This window comes from Mycolicibacterium alvei (assembly GCF_010727325.1).
GTDB lineage: Bacteria > Actinomycetota > Actinomycetes > Mycobacteriales > Mycobacteriaceae > Mycobacterium > Mycobacterium alvei.
The window spans coordinates 4445811-4466390 of record NZ_AP022565.1; the positions used below are offsets into that span (position 1 = coordinate 4445811).

3 protein-coding genes and 3 pseudogenes are annotated in these 20580 nt (G+C 66.4%); 3 read left to right on the plus strand and 3 right to left on the minus strand.

Annotated elements, in window-relative coordinates; translation table 11 throughout:
* Nucleotides 1-25: 25 nt before the first annotated feature.
* The 3 pseudogenes from G6N44_RS29975 to G6N44_RS29980 all read left to right on the plus strand — a co-directional run.
* Nucleotides 26-1810: pseudogene (locus G6N44_RS29975) on the plus strand (non-ribosomal peptide synthetase); the annotation flags it as partial.
* 39 nt (nt 1811-1849) lie between these two features.
* Nucleotides 1850-10642: pseudogene (locus G6N44_RS21160) on the plus strand (amino acid adenylation domain-containing protein); the annotation flags it as partial.
* 84 nt (nt 10643-10726) lie between these two features.
* A pseudogene (locus tag G6N44_RS29980) lies at nt 10727-11407 on the plus strand (thioesterase domain-containing protein); the annotation flags it as partial.
* Here the strand turns inward: G6N44_RS29980 and htpG are convergent.
* From htpG to pks2, 3 genes are read right to left on the minus strand one after another with little or no spacing between them, the layout of a single operon-like run.
* On the minus strand, nt 11408-13300 hold the full coding sequence (gene htpG, locus G6N44_RS21165; protein WP_163667215.1) for a molecular chaperone HtpG: 1893 nt from the start codon (nt 13298-13300) through the stop codon (nt 11408-11410).
* 9 nt (nt 13301-13309) lie between these two features.
* Nucleotides 13310-14128, minus strand: a complete 819-nt coding sequence (locus tag G6N44_RS21170; protein ID WP_235682831.1) for a GAP family protein — start codon at nt 14126-14128, stop codon at nt 13310-13312.
* Nucleotides 14129-14185: 57 nt separating this feature from the next.
* Nucleotides 14186-20413, minus strand: a complete 6228-nt coding sequence (gene pks2, locus G6N44_RS21175; protein WP_235683113.1) for a sulfolipid-1 biosynthesis phthioceranic/hydroxyphthioceranic acid synthase — start codon at nt 20411-20413, stop codon at nt 14186-14188.
* Nucleotides 20414-20580 lie beyond the last annotated feature (167 nt).

Below are 20580 nucleotides of genomic sequence, written 5' to 3' on the forward strand. Positions count from 1 at the left end.
AGATCTCACCCGGCGCTTGTCGTCGATGGACCTGCTCGACGAGGGCGAGCACTCTCAGCTCGATGACTGGAGCAACCGTGCGGCACTGAACCGGCCGGCCGCCCGGTCGGTGTCGGGTTCTGTGTCGATTCCGGTGTTGTTTGCGGTACAGGTGGAGCGGGTTCCGGATGCGGTGGCGGTGTCGTTTGCGGGTCGTTCGGTGTCGTATCGGGAGTTGGATGAGGCGTCGAATCGGTTGGCGCACTTGTTGGTTTCTTCTGGTGCTGGTCCGGGTCGGTGTGTGGCGTTGTTGGTGAACCGGTCGGTTGAGGCGATTGTGTCGATTCTGGCGGTGCTCAAGTCTGGTGCGGCGTATCTGCCGATCGATCCGATGCATCCGGATGCGCGGGTCGAGTTCATGCTCACCGATGCCGCGCCGATCGTGGCGATCGCCTCGGCCGGTCTGGCGGAGCGTCTGCACGGGCGGGGTGTGCCTGTTATCGGTGTTGACGATGCCCGCATCGAGACCTACCCCGCGACGCCGGTGCCGACGCCGTCCTCCGATGACATCGCCTATCTGATCTACACCTCGGGTACGACCGGGGTGCCGAAGGGCGTGGCGATCACGCATCACAATGTGACCGAACTGCTCGAGTCGCTGGATGCCGACGTCGAGCGCGCGGGCGTGTGGTCGCAGTGGCATTCCTACGCTTTCGACGTTTCGGTGTTCGAGATCTGGGGTCCGCTGCTGGCCGGTGGCCGGCTGGTGGTGGTTCCCGAGGAGGTGACCCGTTCGGCGCCGGACCTGCTTGCGCTGTTGGTGACCGAGCAGGTCACCGTGCTCAGCCAGACCCCCTCGGCGTTCTATGCGCTGCAGGCAGCCGAGGCCCAGCAGCCCGATCTGGGCCGGAAGCTCACGCTCAAGACCGTGGTGTTCGCCGGTGAGGCGCTCGAACCTCAGCGCCTGGAGTCATGGGTGATAAACCACCCTGCGGGGTCGCCGCGCCTGCTGAACCTGTACGGAACCACCGAGACGACGGTGCACGCCTCGTTCCGGGAGATCGTCGAGGCTGACACAGCCAGCACGCTCAGTCCGGTCGGGGTGCCGCTGACCCACCTCAGTTTCTTTGTGCTGGACAAGTGGCTGCGCCCGCCGCCGGTCGGGGTGGTGGGGGAGTTGTATGTGGCAGGCACCGGCCAGGGCATCGGGTACTGGCGTCGGCCCGGCCTGAGCGCATCGCGGTTCGTGGCCTGCCCGTTCGTCGACAACGGTTCGTCAGGGCAACGGATGTACCGCACCGGAGACCTGGCGTCCTGGGGTACCGACGGCGAGCTGCGATACGCCGGACGCGCCGACGAGCAGGTCAAGATCCGCGGATACCGCATCGAACTCGGTGAGGTGCGGGTGGCGCTGTCCGAGGTGGCCGGGGTGGAGCAGGCGGTGGTGATCGCCCGTGAGGACCGGCCCGGTGACAAACGTCTGGTCGGTTATGTCACCGAATTATCCACTGGGGCAGTCGATCCGGCCGCAGCCCGGACCGCGCTGGCCGATCGGCTGCCGGGCTACATGATCCCCGCGGCCGTGGTAGTGCTCGAGGCGTTGCCGCTCACGGTGAATGGCAAGCTCGACAAGCGGGCGCTGCCGGCACCGGAATACACCGATGGTGACCGGTACCGGGCCCCGTCCAGCCCTACCGAGGAGATCCTGGCCGGGATCTACGCCCAGGTATTGGGCTTGGAACGGGTCGGGGTCGACGATTCGTTCTTCGATCTCGGTGGTGACTCGCTGTTGGCGATGCGGGTGATCGCCGCGGCCAACACGAGCCTGGATTCGGGGCTTGCGGTCCGTGCGATCTTCGATGCCCCGAGCGTGGCACAACTGGCACCACATATCGGCGAGGGGTCGGGCCGCCGCACCCCGCTGGCAGCCAGAGAGCGGCCCGAGGCGGTACCGCTTTCCTATGCGCAGCAGCGGTTGTGGTTCCTCAACCGGTTCGAGGGCGGAGCCGCCACCTACAACATGCCGACCGCATTACGGATCAACGGACCACTGGATGTCGATGCACTGGGCGCAGCCATCGACGATGTGATCGCTCGGCACGAGTCGCTGCGCACCGTCTTTCCGGATACCGACGGGGTGGCCCTCCAGAAGGTGTTGCCCGCCGAGTCGGGGATGTGGCGACGTGGTGGACCGGTGGTCATACCGCTGGCAGAGTCCGATGTGATGGGCGAGCTGATGTCGTTGGCCGGGTACCGGTTCGATCTGGCCACCGAGATTCCGATCCGGGCCCAGATCTACGAGGTGGGCCCGCAGCGGTACGTGCTGGCGATCGTGTTGCATCACATTGCGTTTGACGGCTGGTCGATGGCGCCGATGGTGCGGGACGTGGGCGTGGCCTACGCCAGCAGAAGCGTCGGCCGACCCCCCGCGTGGGCGCCGTTGCCGGTGCAGTACGCCGATTATGCGTTGTGGCAGCAGGATTGGCTGGGTTCGGAGTCGGATCCCGACAGTGTGATCGCCGGCCAGCTGGCCTACTGGCGTCACGAGTTGGCGGACCTGCCCGAGGTGGTGTCGTTGCCGGCGGATCGGCCCCGTCCGCCGGCACCCACCTACCGTGGTGAGGCCGTTGACCTGAACATCGACCCGCAGCTGTGGGCCGGGGTCAAGGCGGTTGCTGCAGCACACAACACGACGGTCTCGATGGTGTTGCAGGCCGTCACGGCGGTGGTGCTGCACCGCGCCGGCGCCGGTGACGACGTGGCCCTGGGCACCCCGATCGCCGGACGGATGGACCAGGCGCTCGACGAGTTGGTCGGGTTCTTCGTCAACACCTGGGTGTTGCGGGTCGGGGTGAAGTCTGCGCTGCGCTTCAGCGAGGTACTTGAACAGGTGCGGCAGAAGGCGTTGGACGCCTACAGCAATCAGGATGTGCCGTTCGAGCGGTTGGTGGAACAGCTCAACCCGGTGCGTTCCACTTCGCATCATCCCCTGTTCCAGGCCGCCCTGGTGTTCCAGAACAACAAGCGCCCCGAAGTTCTGGAGATCGACGGGGTCAGCGTCGAGGGGTTGGCGGCCGATATCCGGACCGCGAAGTTCGACCTGGACATCGATCTGCGCGAGGTGCCCGGCGAGGACCCGGATGCGCCGATGGCCGCGGGCATGGTGACCTATGCCACCGATCTGTACGACCGTTCCAGCATCGAGCGGTTCGTGGGTTGGTTCGGTCGGGTGCTCGAGGCGGTGGTGGCCGACTCGTCGGTGGTGGTGGGCGACGTGGACCTGCTGGGCCCCGATGAGCGGGATCAGATGCTGTACAAGTGGTCCGGCGCCGAGGTCAATGCGGCTGTGGGTCTGGGCGACCAGTTACTGGCTGCGGCCGTCGCGGTCGCTCCGGACGGGCCGGCGATCCTCGACGGCACCCGCCGGCTGTCGTATCGCGAGTTGGACGAGGCGTCGAATCGGTTGGCACGGGCGCTGATCGCCATCGGAGTGGGCCCGGAACGCACGGTGGCGGTGGCTGTCGCCCGGTCCGCGGAACTGCTTGTGGCGTGGTGGGCGGTACTCAAGGCCGGTGGAGCATATGTACCGGTGGACCCGGGGCACCCGGCCGAGCGGATCGCCACCGTCCTCGACACTGCCGAGGCCTCGTGCGTACTGATCTGCGGAGCTGACACCTTGGCCGGCGCCGGGGCTCGTCCGGTGTTGCGCCTCGACACCCTGGACGTGTCGGGGCATAGTGCCGCCCCGATCACCGACGCGGACCGGGTGGCGCCGTTGACTGTCGACGCCGCCGCCTACGTCATCTTCACCTCGGGGTCCACCGGCACCCCCAAGGGCGTGGCGGTGAGTCACGCCGGCCTGTGGGGAGTGGCTGCGGCGCACCGAAAGTGCTTCGCGATCGGTGCGGATTCGCGGGTGTTGACGGTGGCCGCACCGACGTTCGATGCCTCGGTGTACGAGTGGATGTTGGCCGTCGACATGGCTGCCGCTCTGGTGGTGGCGCCTCCTGATTCCTACGCCGGGGAAGCGCTGACGTCGGTGATCGTGGATCAGCGGGTCGATGTGGCGGTGTTCACGCCTACGGTGCTGGAGACGCTGGACCGGACCCGGCTGGACGGGTTGACGACGGTGATCACGGTCGGGGAGGCATTGCCGGCAGAGCTGGTGGCCGCCTGGGCGCCGGGCCGGCGGATGTACAACGGCTACGGGCCTACCGAGATCACCATCTGGGCCAGCTGCACACCACCGCTGACGGCGGGGCAACCGGTGGATATCGGCACCCCGATCACCGGGGTGCGCACACTGGTACTCGATGCGCGGTTGAACCCGACCCCGGTCGGGGTGGTGGGTGAGCTGTATCTGGCTGGGCCGGCAGTGGCACGCGGTTACGTGGGTCGGGCGGATCTGACCGCAGATCGCTTCGTGGCCAACCCCTTTGGCGGACCGGGGTTGCGAATGTATCGCAGCGGTGACCTGGTGCGCTGGACCGCCACGGGTACGCTCGAGTATCTGGGTCGGGCCGACGCGCAGGTCAAGTTGCGCGGGCAGCGCATCGAGTTGGGTGAGATCGAGAACACCCTGTTGGCCTGCCCGCAGGTAGGTCGTGCCGCAGCGGCTGTGCACCACACCGATACGGCCGATCACCTGGTCGCCTACGTCAGCCTGGAGCGCACGAGCACCGCCGACCATGAGGCCGAGGTTGTCGATCAGTGGCAGCAACTGTACGACGAGCTCTATGACGCCCGGGATGAGGCCGAGGAGTTCGGCAGCGACTTCCGGGGTTGGAACAGCAGTTACACCGGGCAACCGATTCCACTCGATCAGATGCGGGAGTGGCGTTCCGGGGCCGTCAGTCGGATCCTGGCCCTGCGGCCGCGTCGGGTGCTGGAGATCGGGGTCGGTTCAGGTCTGATACTCACGCAGGTGGCCCCCGAGTCCGAAGAGTATTGGGGCACAGACTTTTCGGCGCCCACCGTACAGAAGTTGCAGACGGCCGTGGCCGGGCAGCAGTGGGGTGACCGGGTGCGGCTGCAGGTGCAACCGGCTGATGTCGTCGACGGTTTGCCGGCTGGGTATTTCGACACGATCATCATCAACTCGGTGGTTCAGTACTTCCCCAACGCCGGGTATCTGACCGACGTGATGGACAAGGCCATGGAACTGTTGGCGCCCGGCGGGGCACTGTTCCTCGGCGACGTGCGCAACCACACCCTGCAGGGGGCCTTCCAGACTGCCATCGCCCTGTCGCACGTCGACGCTGCCGACGCCGACGAGGTTCGGCAGCGGGTTCAGCGGGCCGTACTCGGTGAGCCTGAGTTACTCTTGGCTCCAGAGTTTTTCACGTCCTGGGTGGACGGGAATGCGGCGGTGGGTGCCCTGGGTATCGAGGTCAAACGCGGTGAGGCCGACAACGAGTTGACGCGGTATCGCTACGACGTCGTCGTTCACAAGACTCCGGCTGCGGTGTGCTCGCTGGCGGATGCACCCGTGCGGGCATGGGTGGATTGTGCGGGCGTGAACGGGCTGCAGAACGAATTGGTTTCCGAACGCCCGGCCGTGGTGCGGGTCACCGCGATTCCCCGGGCCGGGGTGATCGCCGATGTGGGTATCGAGCAGGCTCTGGCTGCCGGAGGCCAGGCGGTGGATGCCGCGCCCCGTGCCGATACTGTTACGCCCGAACAGTTGTATCGGTTGGGTCAGCAGGCGGGGTACCGGGTCGCCGTCACCTGGGGCGCCGAACCCGGCACGGTCGAGGCGACGTTCGTCTCGGCGGACCACCCCGGATACTCGGCAGCGCTCACGGACCTGTATCGGCCGGCGTCCGGGCTGCAGCAGCGCAGTAGTCTCGCCAACGATCCCGACGCCAACAGCAAGGTCAGTGCGGTACGGCAGTGGTTGAGTGCGCGGATGCCCGACTACATGGTGCCGACTCAGATCGTGGTACTCGATGCGCTTCCGGTGACTTCCTCGGGCAAGATCGACCGTAAGGCGCTGCCTGCGCCGGTGTTCACCGTCACGGCCTTCCGTGCACCGCGGACTCCGGCTGAGAAGACTGTTGCCGAGACCTTCGCCGAGGTGTTGGGACTCGGTCGGGTCGGCCTCGATGACGACTTCTTCGCGCTCGGCGGTGACTCGCTGATCGCCACCCGGGTGTGTGCCCGCCTGCAGTCAGCGCTCGGTCGCGATGTGCCGGTGCGGTGCCTCTTCGATGCGCCCACCGTCGGCGGTCTGGCCGATTACCTCGACCGCACCCATGGCCGAGCCAGTCGCCCGCCGCTGCAGGCAATGTCGCGGCCACAACGTATTCCGCTGTCCTATGCGCAGCAGCGGATGTGGTTCCTCAACCGGTTCGAGGGCGGGGCCGCGACCTACAACATGCCGAACGTGTTGCGGATCAACGGGCCGCTGGATGTCGACGCACTGGGCGAGGCGCTCGACGATGTCATCGTCCGGCACGAGTCGCTGCGCACGGTCTTCCCCGACACCGACGGTGTGGCCTTCCAGGATGTGCTGCCTGCCGAGGCCGGGATGTGGCGGGGTGGGGGCCCGGCGGTGGTGCCGCTGTCGGAGTCCGACATGGCGCGCGAACTGATGACCCTGGTGGAACATCGGTTCGATCTGGCCACCGAGATCCCGATTCGGGCGCAGATCTACGCGCTGGGTCCCGAGCAGCACGTGCTGGCGATTGTGGTGCATCACATTGCTTTCGACGGTTGGTCGATGGCCCCGATGGTGCGCGACGTGGGGTTGGCCTACGCCAGCCGGTGCGCCGGGCACGACGTGGACTGGGAGCCGTTGCCGGTGCAGTACGCCGATTACGCATTGTGGCAACAGGAATGGCTGGGTTCGGAGTCCGATCCCGACAGCGTACTCGCCGCACAGCTGGGGTACTGGCGCCGCGAGCTGGCGGAGCTGCCCGAGGTGGCGTCGTTGCCGACCGACCGGCGGCGTCCGCCGGTGCCCAGCTATCGAGGCGACGAGGTACCGCTGCATGTCGACCCGCAGACCTGGGCCGGGGTCAAGGCGTTGGCCGACGCGCACCACGCGACGGTGTCGATGGTGTTGCAGGCTGCGATGGCGGTGGTGCTGCACCGGGCCGGGGTCGGAGAGGATGTCGCACTGGGCACCCCGATCGCCGGACGAACCGACAAGGCGCTCGACGAGTTGGTCGGGTTCTTCGTCAATACCCTGGTGATGCGGGTCGGGGTGAACCCTGCCCTGCGGTTCGACGATGTGGTGGAACAGGTGCGTCAGAAGGCACTGAATGCGTACAGCAATCAGGATGTGCCGTTCGAATTGCTGGTGGAGCAGCTCAACCCGGTGCGCTCCACCTCGCACCACCCGCTGTTCCAGGTACTCATGGTGTTCCAGAACAACATGCGGCCCGAGGCCTTGGAGATCAACGAGGTCAGCGTCGAGGCGTTGCAGGCAGATACGAGCACAGCCAAGTTCGACCTGGACATCCATCTGAGCGAGGTGCGCAACGAAGCGTCGGGTGCCCCGATGGCTGCCGGCATGGTGATGTACGCGACCGATCTGTACGACCGCGCCACGATCGAGCGGTTCGTGGGTTGGTTCGGTCGGGTACTCGAAGCGGTGGTGGCTGACTCGTCGGTGGTGGTGGGCGACGTGGACCTGCTGGATCCCGACGAGCGGGAACTGGTGCTGCACGAGTTGTCCGGCGCCGATCTGCAGGCCCCGGTGGGGTTGGGGGATCAGCTGTTGGCCTCGGCCGTCGCCACGGATCCGGATGCTCCTGCGATCATCGACGGGGAGCGGGTCCTGACATATCGCGAGCTGGATGAGCTGTCCAGTCGGTTGGCGAGGGTGCTGATCAACGCCGGGGTGGGGCCGGACCGCGCAGTGGGTGTGGCGATGGGCCGCTCAGCCGAACTGGTGGTGGCATGGTGGGCGGTGCTCAAGGCCGGCGGCGTGTATGTTCCGGTGGATCGGGCTCATCCGGAGGCACGGATCGCGACTCTGCTCGACACCGTGGATGCCGTCTGCGTCCTGAGCCGAGATGTCGATGAGGTCGGCGGTGCCGGGGAACACCCGGTGCTGCGCTTCGACACCTTGGATCTGACCCAATGGTCCGCGGATCCGATCACCGATGCGGATCGGTTGGCGGCGTTGGACATTCATGATGCCGCGTACGTGATCTTCACATCGGGGTCCACCGGAACCCCGAAGGGGGTCGAGGTCAGCCATGCCGGTCTGCTCGGTTGGGCTGCAGCGCAACGGGAGATGTTCGGACTGGATGCCCGGTCACGGGTCTTGATGGTCTCCGCGCCCACCTTCGATGCGTCGGTCGGCGAGTGGTTGCTTGCGGTGGCCTCGGGCTCCGCCTTGGTGGTGGCGCCGCCGGATTCCTATGCCGGGGAAGCCCTGACGGAGATACTCGACAACCGGCACGTCGACGCGGCGGTGCTGACCCCGACGGTGCTGGCGACACTGGACCGGGCCCGGCTGGACGGTTTGAGCACGGTGATCGCGGTGGGCGAGGCCGTCCCCGCGGAGTTGGTGGCTGCCTGGGCGCCGGGCCGGCGGATGTTCAACGGCTACGGCCCCACCGAAACCACGGTGTGGGTGACCTGTGCGCCGCTGTCGGCCGGTCAACCGGTGAGCATCGGAGCCCCGATCCGCGGTGTGTGCGCGCTGGTGCTCGATGCGCGGTTGAACCCGGTCCCGGTCGGCCTGGTGGGGGAGTTGTATGTGGCCGGGCCTGCGGTGGGGCGCGGTTATGTGGGTCGGCCGGAACTGACTGCGGAACGGTTCGTGGCCGATCCCTCCGGCTTGACAGGTGTGCCGGGGGCCCGCATGTACCGCACCGGCGACCTGGTGCGCTGGAACGCTGTGGGACTGCTGGACTACCTCGGCCGTGCCGATGCCCAGGTGAAGCTGCGCGGTCAACGCCTGGAGTTGGGTGAGATCGAGAACGCCCTGCTGGCCTGCTCGCAGGTGAGTCGGGCCGCTGCGGCGGTGCACCGCGGCGACACCGCCGACCATCTGGTTGCCTACGTGACGCTGGAGGAGACCGTCGTCGGCGACGGAGCCGACATGCTCGACCTGAGGCACGGCGGCCGTGACGAGTTGTACGACGCCGAACTGGAGATGTCGGAGTTCGGCGGCGATTTCGAAGGTTGGCGCAGCAGCTACACAGGGGAGCCGATTCCCTTGCCGGAGATGGCCGAATGGCGTTCGGCCGCGGTGGACCGCATTCTCGGGCTGCAGCCGCGGCGGGTGCTGGAGATCGGTGTGGGGGCTGGACAGATCCTGTCCCAGGTTGCCTCCGAGTGTGAGGAATACTGGGCGACAGATTTCTCCGCGCCGCGTATCCAGACGTTGCAGGCGGCGGTGGCGAGGCAGCCGTGGCGGGACCGGGTGCACCTCCTGACGCAATCCGAGCACGTGACCGGCGCACTGCCGCAGGGGCACTTCGACACCGTCATCCTTCACTCGGTGGTCGGCAAGTTCCCGAGTGCGGGCTACCTGGCCGAGGTCATGGACAAGGCAGTGGAACTGTTGGCTCCCGGCGGGGCGGTGTTTGTCGGCGACGTGCGCAACCTCAGATTGCAGAGCGCGTTCCAGACCGGTATCGCGTTGGCGTGCGCCACCACCGAGGCCGGTGACGAGATTCGCAAGCGGGCGCAGCGCGCAGTCATAGATGAGACCGAATTGCTCTTGGCACCAGAATTTTTCACCACGTGGGCGGCCGACCGGCCATCGGTGGCAGGTGTCGACATTCAGGTCAAACGCGGTGTGGCCGACAACGAGCTGACGCGGTACCGCTATGACGTCGTCATCCACAAGACACCTGCGGCCGTGCGCTCCCTGGCAGAGGTGCCGACGTGGGAGTGGACCGAGTGTGCGGGTGTGAGCGGGATGCACAGCCGGCTCATGTCGCAACGTCCGCCCATCGTGCGAGTCAGTGCCATCCCGCGCGCCGGGGTGATCGCCGATGTGGGTGCCGAACAGGCCCTGGCCGCGGGTCGTTCCGTGGCGGAAGCCACCGCCGGGGCTTCCGGCTCGGCACCCGACGACACCGCCACTCCCGAACAGCTGCACCGGCTCGGAGAGGCGACCCGATATCGCGTCGCGGTCACCTGGGGCGCCCAATCCGGCACCGTCGATGCGGTCTTCGTCGCGCTGGACGATATCGCGGATGACCGGGCGTTCACCGATCTCTATCTGTCGCCGAACGGGGTCGGCGAGCGCAGCCACCTCGCCAACGATCCGGCTACCAACACCAGGATCAGCGTGGTTCGTCAGCAGTTGAGCTCGCGGTTGCCCGAGTACATGGTGCCGACCCAGATCATGGTGCTCGACGAGTTCCCGTTGACCTCATCGGGCAAGGTGGACCGACGGGCGCTGCCGGAGCCGGTGTTCGCCGCCGCGACGTTCCGGGAGCCGCAGACCCCGATCGAAAAGACCGTCGCCAAAGCGTTTGTCGATGTGCTGGGTGTGGAGCGGGCGGGTCTCGACGATGACTTCTTCGCACTGGGCGGAGACTCGCTGACGGCGATGCGTCTGATCGCGGCGATCAAGACCGCACTGAACATCGATCTGTCCGTGCCCACGGTGTTCGAGGCACCCACGGTGATGAGCCTGAGCGAGCGGCTGCAATCAGACACCATCGGTGTGCAGGAAGTGGTTCCGGTTCAGCCGCTGAAGCAGGGCCTCGGCGTACCGCTGTTCTGCATCCACCCCGGGTCCGGTATGAGTTGGGCCTACTCCACGCTGGGCAACTATCTGGACTGCCCGATCCTCGGAGTACAACAAACCCTCGACAGCGGTGAGAGCTGGCCCGAGTCGATTCACGATATGGCGAAGAACTATGCGGACAGGATCCAGAAAGCCCATCCGGCCGGTCCGTATGACCTCCTCGGCCTGTGTTTCGGCGGTGTCGTCGCCCACGAAATCGCGATCGAACTGCAACGCCGCGGATGCGACGTCCGGCGGCTGATCCTGCTCGACGCCCAGCCCGAGGGCGACGCCAACATCCCGGACCGCCGCGTCAAAGAGGAGGACGTCCTCGAGGAGATCCTGCGGTTCGCGGGTATCGGGGCGCAGGACCCCGATGAACCGCTCACCTATGAGCGGGTCGAGGAACTCGTACGGGAACTTACCGGCGTCGAGTTCTCCCGCTACAAACCGCTTTTGGATATGACCGTTCGCAATGTGAACACCAACGTGGCGCTGTACCAGACCCACGAGCCGGGTCTGTTCGACGGTGACATGGTCATCTTCTCGGCGTTGCGCAAGAAAACCGCTACCACGTCGTCCGCTGAACAGAACTGGCGTCCCTTCGTGGCCGGCGATGTCACGGAGCATTTCGTCGACTGCACGCATGAGGACATGCTGACCGCTCCTGTGGTCAGCACGTACGGTGATCGGCTCAGGCAGGTCTGCGTCGACGGCACCCGTTGATCAGACCGTGCGAGCCAGTCGGTCGGCGAGCAGGCCGGCGAACTTGGCTGGGTCCTCGGGAACCTCGCCTTCAGCGAGAAGTGCTGTGCCATAGAGTAGTTCGGCAGTTTCAGACAGCTGGGTCAGATCGGCACCGTCGTCCGGCCGATATGCCTGACGTAGCCCGGTGACAAGCGAATGCGCCGGGTTGAGCTCGAGAATCCGTTTTCCGACCGGAATCGCTTGTCCGGACGCCCGGTACATGCGGGCCAGTGCCGGGGTGATGCCGAACGCGGGCGTGATCAGGCAGGCCGGCGACTCCGTCAGCCGGCTGGACAATCGCACCTCCGACACGTGGTCACTCAGCGTTTCCGTCAGCCAGGCCAGCAGGTCGGCGAACTCCTTCTCCTGCTCGGTGCGTGCAGCCTCGTGTGCCGACTTCTCCTCCTCGGAGTCGAGGTCCACCTCGCCCTTGGCGACCGACTGCAGTGGCTTGCCGTCGAACTCCGGTACCGACCCCACCCAGACTTCGTCGACCGGGTCCGTGAGTAACAGCACCTCGTAGCCTTTGGCTCTGAATGCCTCCAGGTGCGGTGATTTCAGGAGCTGATCGGTCGATGGTCCCGTGGCGTAGAAGATCTGTTCCTGCCCGTCCTTCATGCGCTCGACATACTCGGCCAGCGTGGTGAGGCCGTCCTCGCCCGCTGCGGCGGAAAAGGTGGACGCGAAGGATGAGACTCGCAGCAGCGTGTCCCGGTTGTCCGGGTCCGACATCAGGCCTTCCTTGAGAACGGCGCCGAACTGAGTCCACAACGTGCGGTAGTCCTGCGGTTGCCCTGACTGCAGATCGGCGATCGTCGACAGGACTTTCCTGGTCAGCCGCCGGCGGATCGCCGTGACCTGCCGGTCCTGCTGCAGGATCTCGCGGGACACGTTGAGCGACATCCCTTGTGCATCGACCACACCCTTCACGAAGCGCAGGTAACCGGGGATGAGTTCGTCACAATCGCCCATGACGAAAACACGTTTGATGTACAGCTGCACCCCGACCCTGGCGTCCCTGGTGAACAGGTCGAACGGGGCGTGTGAGGGGATGAACAGCAGGGCCTGGTACTCGAAGGTGCCCTCACCCTTCATCGGGATGACCGCGAGCGGGTCGTCCCATGCATGGGCGATGTGTTTGTAGAACTCGCTGTACTCCTCGTCGGAGACCTCGTCCTTGGGCTTCGCCCACAGCGCCTTCATCGAGTTGAGCGTCTCGTCGTTCATCCGGATCGGCCAGGCGATGAAGTCGGAGTACTTCTTGACGAGCTCTCTGATCTTCGGCTCCGCGGCATAGTCGTGCAGCTGATCCTCGGCGTCCTCGGGCTTGAGATGCAGCGTGACCGTGGTGCCCTGGGGAGCGTCATCGACGGATTCGATGGTGTACGTGCCGTCACCGGTGGACACCCATCGGGTGGCACCGCTCTCGCCCGCCTTGCGGGTCAGCAACTCGACCCTGTCGGCCACCATGAACGTCGAGTAAAAGCCGACACCGAACTGGCCGATCAATTCTTCGGAGGCAGCCGCGTTCTTGGCTTCGCTCAATTGCTGACGCAATTCGGCGGTACCCGATTTCGCGAGAGTGCCGATCAGGTCGACCACTTCCTCATGTGTCATGCCGATGCCGTTGTCGCGCACTATCAGGGTGCGCGGCTCGTGGGAGACCTCGATCTCGATGTGGAGGTCAGAGGTGTCTGTGTTGAGGTCCTTGTTCCGCAGAGACTCCAGCCGCAGCTTGTCCAAGGCGTCGGAGGCGTTCGAGACCAGCTCCCGCAGAAAGGAATCCTTGTTGGAGTACACCGAGTGGATCAGTAGTTCCAGCAGTTGGCGTGCCTGGGCCTGAAATTCCAAGTGCTCGATCTGTGGTGACATGGGACGAGTTTAGAGACCTCCCATGCCGCGGGCCACCAGCGAGATACCGACGACTGCCAGAATGGCGGCCGCGAACTTCCGATGATGGGTGCGCGCCCAGTCGTGTAGTCGCTGCAGTGCTGCCTGCGTCCTGGCCGGAGCAGCCACGTTGCTGATCAGAATGATCTCCTCCACCGCCAGCACGCCGATGACGAACGCGATCGCAGCACCGACCTGGACGCCGAGTGCAGCCCCGGAAGCCACGATGATCGCGAGGGCGAACACCACCCCGTCAAGAGGCGGCAGCACGATGACACCGATGACGAACGAGATCCACGGGGACCCCTCCTGCCAGGCAACGCGGATCCGGCCGAACAGTCGACGGATCGGTGATTCGCCTTCTTCTGCGGCAGCCGCCGCGGCTGTCTGCAGCAGACGCGAGATTGCCGGCGGTGCTGACGAATCGAGCAACAGCGTCGATACGCTTCCGGGGCTGGCAGGGTCCGCAACGGCGGGCTTGCCGGGCGGGACCGGGCTTCGCCGCAATGAACGCGCCAGCATCAGTACGGCGATCACCAGCAGAGCCACACCGATGGTGATCGCAGTTCGTTGGGCGACGGGGTTCGCGGTCGGGTTGGCGAAATCTCTGAGAAAGGTCGCCGAGGTCGGTGCGGCGTGAAGCGCAATCAGCGGAACGATCAGGGTGGTCAGCCCGATGATCGCCGCGCCCGTCCAGTAAGCGACCAGGTTCCGCAGGGGCCTGAGCCTGGACAGCACCACGAGGATGATGCCGAGCCGCACGGGGTTGATCGACGTCAGAAGCGCCAGTACCAGCAGTGACCCCCACATGGTTGTCCCCCTGTCCGATTCGTTGATGTCAGTCTGTCGATCGCGTACCCGGGTGTCTCACGAGGCTTTCGCGGGAATGAGATTCGCGCACAGCAGTTCCGTCAAGGCGTGAATGGTCGTGATGCCGGTAGCGGGAATTCGCACGCCGGTCTCGGTTTCGATTCGGGTGCGTAGTTCCAGCGCCCCCAGCGAGTCCATGCCGTACTCGGCCAGCGGACGGTCGGGGTCGACGCTGCGGCGCAGGATCAGACCGATCTGGGTCGAGATCGACTGCTGCACCCGCAGGGGCCACTCCTCGGCCGGAATCTTGTCGAGCTCGGCGAGCAGTTTACTTGTGCCCAGGTGGTTTTGACCGTTGGACCGGAACGCCTCGGCGAAAGGTATCCGCTCGGCGAAGGTACTCAACCAAGGCGTGCCGGTGATCGGCGCGTACCCGGTGTAAGCGCGGTTGTGCCGCAGCAGCGCTTCGAAGGCGTACACGCCCTCCTCGGGCGTGATCGCGATGCCGGTGCCCTCCGCCAGGTCGGTGCCGCGGCCGATCTGCCCCCAGGCGCCCCACGCGATCGCCATGGCAGGCAAGCCCTTGGCCCGGCGCCACAAGCTGAATGCGTCCAGCCAACTGTTGGCCGCTGCGTAGGCTCCCTGACCGGGTGAGCCGACCAGTGCGGCCGCCGACGAGAACGAACAGAACCAGTCCAAGGGCTGGTCAGCGGTGGCGGTATGCAGATTCCAGGCGCCGTAAACCTTGGGGGCCCAGTCTCGCTCGATGAGCTCATCGGTGATGTTGGTCAACGCTGCATCCTCGATCACCCCGGCCGCGTGCAACACGCCGCACACCGGAAGCCCACCGGCAGTCGCAGCGGTCACCAACCGCTCCGCGGTACCCGGCTCGGCGATATCGCCGCATTCGACGACGATGTCGGCACCGGCCGCGCGGATGCGATCGATGGTCGTCAGCGCCTGGCCGCTCGGCCGTGACCGGGAGGACAGCACAATGCGCCCGCAGCCGTTGGCGGCCATCTTCTCTGCCACGAAGAGACCGAGCCCGCCGAGACCACCGGTGACGATGTACGCGCCCTCGGGGCGGAACACCGGCACCTGTGACGGTGGGACCACAAGCCGGCTGGATCCGGTATGCGGGATGTCGAGCACGAGCTTGCCGGTGTGCTGGGCGCCGCCGATCATCCGAATAGCATTGGAAGCCTCGGCAAGTGGATACCGGGTGAACTCCGGCATCGGCAGGTCGCCCTCCGCGGTCAGCAGGTACACCGTGGCCAGCAACTCTCGGAGCCGGTCGGGGTGACTGACCGACATCAGCGCCAGGTCGACGGCATGGAACGAGAGGTTGCGCCGGAAGGGAAAGAGACCCAGCCGGGTGTCGCCGTAGATATCCCGTTTGCCGATCTCCACGAATCGCCCGCCGAATGCCAGCAATTCGAGTCCGGCCCGTTGGGCGGCGCCGGTCACCGAATTCAGCACGATGTCCACGCCGTACCCCTGGGTGTCCTGGCGGATCTGGTCGGCGAACTCCAGAGTCCGTGAGTCGTAGACATGCTCTACACCCATGTCGTGCAACAACTGCCGGCGTTGCTCACTGCCGGCGGTGGCGAAGATCTCTGCGCCCGCGGCTCGCGCGATCGCCATCGCCGCCTGGCCGACCCCGCCGGTCGCCGAGTGGATCAGCACCCTGTCACCCGCTTTGATGCGGGCCATGTCGTTGAGCCCGTAGTACGCGGTGGCGGTCGCTACGGTCAGCGCCGCTGCCTCGGCGTCGGACAATCCGGTAGGCAGCGTAGTGACCAGGCGCGCGTCACACGTGACGAACGTGCCCCAACAACCGTCGGCGCACAGTCCGCCGACATGATCGCCGACCTGGTGGTCGGTCACGTCGGGTCCGACCGCGGTCACCACTCCGGCAAAGTCGATGCCGAGTTGCGGAAGTCGGCCGTCGAATGCGGGATAACGGCCGAAAGCGACCAGCACGTCGGCGAAGTTGATGCTCGACGCGGTGACTGCGACCTCGATCTGCCCCGCCCCCGGCGGAACGTGTTCGCAGGCGACAAGTTCCATCGACTCGAGGTCGCCGGGTGTGCGGATCTGCAGGCGCATCCGGTCACGCTCATGGTCGGCGAGGGTGGTTTGCCGTTCCTCGGGGCGCAGCGGAGCAAGGCACAACCGGGCGGTGTACCACTGGCCGTCGCGCCAGGCGGTCTCGTCTTCCTCGGACCCGCTGAGCAGTTGTAGCGCCAACTGCTCCACGTCGGTGGCCTCGTCCACGTCGATCTGGGTGGCCACGAGATGCGGATGCTCGGCTCCGATCACCCTGATCAATCCTCGCAACTCGGCCTGCTCGAGATTGGCCACGTCGCCGGCGACCACGGTCTGGGCGCCGCGCGTCACCACGTAGAGGCGGGGCAGTTCGCCTGGTATCTCGGGTAATTCGCGGGTGATGTGCACCAGATGACGTACATACTCGCGGCCCCGCAACGGGAACTGGTCGTCGGCATCGTTGCTCTTGGGTTCCGCCAGGATCACCACACCGGTGAAGTGCCCGCCGCGCAGTCGGCTGTTGAACTCGCGCCCCGTCGACGGGTCATCGTCTCGGCTGGGCCAGGTCATGGTGGTGGACTGTGCGCCATGGCCGGTCAACACACTGCTCAACCTGGACGTCACGGCCTCGGCAGCGGCCGTCGCGCCGATCAGCAGCCAGGATCCGGCATCGGCATACTCCGCTTCCGGCAGTTCACGTTCCTGCCATTCCACCGTCAGCAGTCGCTCGCTGAGAACCCGATCGTCGTGTGCGCTTCCGGAGACCCCGGCGCCGAGTCGTAGCCCCTGGACCCTGAGCAGGACCGAACCGTTCTCGTCGAGCACATCGATGTCGGCCTCGATCTCCGCGGTGTCGGCGTGGATCAACCGGGTGTAGCAGTAACGCGCGTTGCGGGCCGAGCCGTAGACCCGCAATCGACGGACATCCAGCGGCAACGCCAGCAACTCGCCACCGAGGGTCTGCACGTCGGGGATGGCCTCGACGGACTGGAAGCACGCGTCCAGCAGCGCCGGGTGCACGACGTAGGCGTCCTGTTGTGATCGGATCGAGCGGGGTAGCGCCACCTCGGCGAGCACGGCCTGGGTTGCCCCGGTGTGCACTGCAACGAGTCCGGAGAATGCCGGGCCGTACTGAATACCGTGCTCACTCACACGATTTCGTACCCCGTCACCGTCCTCGTCGCCGGGGAGAGCAACCAGGAGGTCAGATAGATCGTAGTCGGGCGGCGGCACATCTTCGGCGGCCCGCAGTACGGCGCTCGCGTGCCGTGCCTGGTCGCCTTCATGATTTGTCTCCACGGTGAAGTCGACGACACCCGGCGACGCCACCAACGCCGACGCGCCCACCGGGGTCTGCTCGTCCAACAGCAGCGCCTGCTCGAAGTGGACGTCGCGGACTTCGGACGCCGAGCCCAGCACCGCGTTGGCGGCTGCCAGCGCCATCTCGCAGTACGCGGCTCCGGGAAGCACCGCAACGCTACGGATCTGGTGGTCCGCGAGCCAGGGCTGGGCGGCCGTGCCGACATCTGCCTGCCACACGTGGTGCTCAGGCTGTTCCTGCAGGCGCACGCCGGGCCCCAACAGCGGGTGTACCGCGATGGTGCAACCGCCGTGCGTCGGTGAATCGTGGCCACCCCCGTTCAGCCACAGTCGACCGTGCGTCCAGGTCGGAAGTGGTGCGTCCACCAACCGCCCGTTCGGGCACAGTGCGGTGAAGTCGACTGCCGCGCCTGCGCTGTGCAGATCGATCAGGAATCCGCGCAACCCATTCGGCAGGGCCTGTTCTCGGCGCATCGCGGCCAGGGCGGCCATCGGCGTCTCGCGACTGCGGGCCGTCTGTTCGAGGGCCCGGGTGAGCAGCGGGTGCGGCGACAGTTCGGCGAAGACCCGGTGCCCGTCCTCCAGCGCAGCTTGTACCGCGGTGGCGAACCGCACCATCCGGCGCATGTTGGTCACCCAGTATGCGGCGTCGCACACCGGTTGCTCGCGGGGATCGAACAGGGTCGCCGAGTAGAAGGGGATCTCCGGCGGCATCGGTTTCAGGTCGGCCAGGGCCGCGGTCAGGTCGCTGACGATCGGCTCAACCTGCGGTGAGTGGAAGGCGACATCGACCGGGATCTCACGGGCCATCACCCCGCGTTGTTCCCAGTCGGCGACGAGCTCGCGAACCGTCTGTGTGGCACCGGCCACGACGGTGGATTCCGGCGAGGCCACGACCGCCACCACGACATCGGTGATTCCGCGTCCGGTCAGCTCTGAAAGTACCTGCTTGGCAGGAAGTTCCACCGCGGCGGTGGCACCTGTCCCGGCGATCCGGGACATGAGTTGCGACCGCCGGCAGATCAGGCGTAGTCCGTCTTCCAGCGAAAGCGCGCCCGCGACAACGGCTGCCGCGCCCTCACCCAGGGAGTGGCCGATGACCGCAGCGGGGTGCACCCCGTATGCCCGCATGGTGGCGGCCAAGGCGATCTGCATGGTGAACAGCGTCGGCTGCAGCCGGTCCTGACCGCTGACGGTCTGTGCCGCCGACATCGCCTCGGTCACCGAGAATCCCGACTCGGCGGCGATGATCGGCTCGGCCCGGGCCACGGTAGCGGCGAACACCGGTTCGTTGGCCAGCAGCTCGGCACCCATTGCCGCCCACTGCGAACCCTGGCCGGAGAACACCCAGACCGGACCTCGGTCGTTGCGCCCGACAGCGGCTTGATGGGGGTCATCGCCGTCAGCGATCTCACGTAACGCCGCAGTGAGCTCCGCGCGGTTGCGCGCGTCGACGGCGGTGCGTACCGACCGGTGCACGCGTCGGCGCGCCAGGGTGTATGCCAGATCAGGCAGGGTGACATCACCGTGTGTCTGTACCCACTCGGCCAGCCGGGCGGCCGTGTGACGCAGCTCTTCTGGTGACGTGGATGACAGCGGGAACAACAGTGGTGCCGCGTCCGACTCGGGTGGTACGGCTGCCGTGGTGGGTTCCGGCGCCGGCACGGGCGCCTGCTCCACGATGGCGTGGACGTTGGTCCCCGACAACCCGTATGACGAGACCGCCGCCCGTCGGGGATGGTTCCCGTTGGTGCACCACGCGGTGGTCTCCTGGGGCACAAACAGATTGGTCGCGATCTGAGCGAGCTGATCGGGTAGGCGGGTGAAGTGGAGATTTTGTGGAACCACGCCGTGGTGCACTGCGAGAACGGCCTTCATCAGGCCGAGCGCGCCAGAGGCAGCCTGGGCATGCCCCATGTTGGTCTTGACCGACGTGAGGGCGCAGCGTCCGTCGACGCCGTACACCTTCGCCAGGCTGGAGTACTCGATCGGGTCCCCGACCGGGGTGCCCGTCCCGTGCGCCTCCACCATGCCGACCGTGTCGGCATCGATACCGGCTGCGGCCAACGCCATTCGATACACCGCGGTCTGTGCGGCATCCGACGGCGTGGCGATGTTCACGGTGTGACCGTCCTGATTGGCGGCCGTGCCGCGGATCACGGCCAGGATCCGATCACCGTCGCGCACTGCGTCGGTCAGCCGCTTGAGCAGCACCACAGCGCAACCCTCGCCCGAAACGAATCCGTCGGCCGCGGTATCGAACGCGTGGCAGCGCCCGGTGGGGGACAGCATTCCCTCGGCTGATCCGGAGGCGAACTTCCGCGGGTCCAACACCAGGGTGACGCCGCCGGCGAAGGCCAGGTCACTCTCGCCCTCGTGCAGGCTGCGGCAGGCCAGGTGCACCGCGGTCAGGCCCGAGGAACAGGCTGTGTCCACCGTGAGTGCGGGGCCGTGTACCCCCAGCGCGTAGGCGACCCGTCCGGATGCCAGGCTGAAGCTGGTGCCGCTGAACCCGTACGCGGCCTCCAGGGCTTCGGCATCAGCAGCCAACATCACGTAGTCGCCGTGCGTCAGCCCGATGAAGACGCCGGTGCTGGTGTCCGTCAGGTCGTCGCGGGAGACGCCGGCATGTTCCATGGCCTCCCACGACGTCTCGAGCAGGATCCGATGCTGAGGGTCGATCGCGGTGGCTTCGCGCTCGTTGATCTCGAAGAACTCCGAGTCGAAGCCGGCAACATCATCGATGAACGCACCCCACTTCGACACCGATCGTCCGGGAACCCCGGGTTCCGGGTCGTAGTATTCGTCCGCATCCCAGCGGTCGGGCGGCACCTCGGTGACCAGGTCATCGCCGCGGATCAACGCCTCCCACAGTTGTTCTGGGGAGTCGATGCCGCCGGGAAGCCGGCAGGACATCCCGATGACGGCGACCGGGGTGACCGGTCTGCCGGGCCGCGGGTTCGGAGACAAGCCGGGATCGGAATCCGGCAACCTGTCGTTTGCATTCTCGGACATAGCCAAGTGCCCTCCTCCCGAGGCCGATTGGCAGGTCTGGCCGCCACCGGTTCGGATGCCCGGCGCCG

Coding starts and splice junctions, on each gene's coding strand:
- htpG (WP_163667215.1), bottom strand. CDS start 13,300: ATGTCACCACAGATCGAGCACTTGGAATTTCAGGCCCAGGCACGCCAA.
- G6N44_RS21170 (WP_235682831.1), bottom strand. CDS start 14,128: ATGTGGGGGTCACTGCTGGTACTGGCGCTTCTGACGTCGATCAACCCC.
- pks2 (WP_235683113.1), bottom strand. CDS start 20,413: ATGTCCTGCCGGCTTCCCGGCGGCATCGACTCCCCAGAACAACTGTGG.